We start from the raw sequence: 912 nt of genomic DNA on the forward strand, positions 1-912 counted from the left end.
TGTGGCGTACCCCGAAAGTTAAAGTAACTTTCGGGGTTTTCTTTATGACTAAAATTTCAAAACATACAAAACTTAAAGCTATCCTGGAATATATTTCAGGGCATGGAAGTAAAACGGAGATTGCCAAACGTTATGGTATCAATCGAACGACATTTAGAATGCTTTTAGCGGCGTACAGTACGCATGGACCTGATGTGATATTCAATCCACCAAAACCAACTGGGCCATTTCGAGTTGAATTAACGTCGTGGGCAATCAGGAATAATGCTTCGCATACTGAAGTTGCGGCTAAATTTGGATATTTAGGAATCGCTCAAATATTACAGTGGAAAAATATATATTCCAAACTTGGGCCAAATGGGTTATTGTCTATACAAAAAGGACGAAAACCAAATATGCCTAAGAAGAAACAGAAGAATCGAGAACAACCAATCAATTTGACTGAAGAAGAAAATCGACTCGCTCAGCTTGAAGACCAAGTACTCCGATTGCAAATTGAAAATGAAGCTTTAAAATTATTGGCCTCGATTCAGCAACGAACCGACAACTCGCAGAAGTAGCTTGCCGACTCGAGGCACAATTTAAACTGGTAGATATTCTAAAGGTTCTTCCAGTTGCAGAAAGTACAGTGCATTATTGGAAACGAAAGTTTAAAAAGGGCGAACCAGATGAGCCACTTCACGTGGCTATCAGAGCTATTTGGGAAGCTGATAATCACTACGGTGTGCGTCGAGTTTATTTAGAGTTGCGAAAGCAACCGGAGTTCGCAGAGGTAAATCACAAGAAAGTTCAACGACTTATGCATGAGATGGGGTTAAAAGGTGTTGGATATAACAAGCAATCGCGCAAGTATGATTCATCTAAGGGTCCTGAAGGAAAGCGAGTGAAGAACAAAATTCACCGTCGTTTCAA

The 912-nt window shown here is 40.1% G+C and carries 2 protein-coding genes; both read left to right on the forward strand.

Going from position 1 to position 912, the window contains the following annotated elements:
• Positions 1-560, forward strand: a 560-nt coding sequence (locus ACJQWY_RS06880) for a helix-turn-helix domain-containing protein (RefSeq protein WP_407076989.1), incomplete at its 5' end; no start/stop codon positions are given.
• A gap of 68 nt (positions 561-628) precedes the next feature.
• Positions 629-912 (forward strand): IS3 family transposase (locus ACJQWY_RS06885; RefSeq protein ID WP_407076990.1); only part of this gene is annotated, 284 nt, incomplete at its 3' end.

This window comes from Weissella kandleri (assembly GCF_045504165.1).
GTDB classification, from domain to species: Bacteria; Bacillota; Bacilli; order Lactobacillales; family Lactobacillaceae; genus Weissella; species Weissella kandleri_A.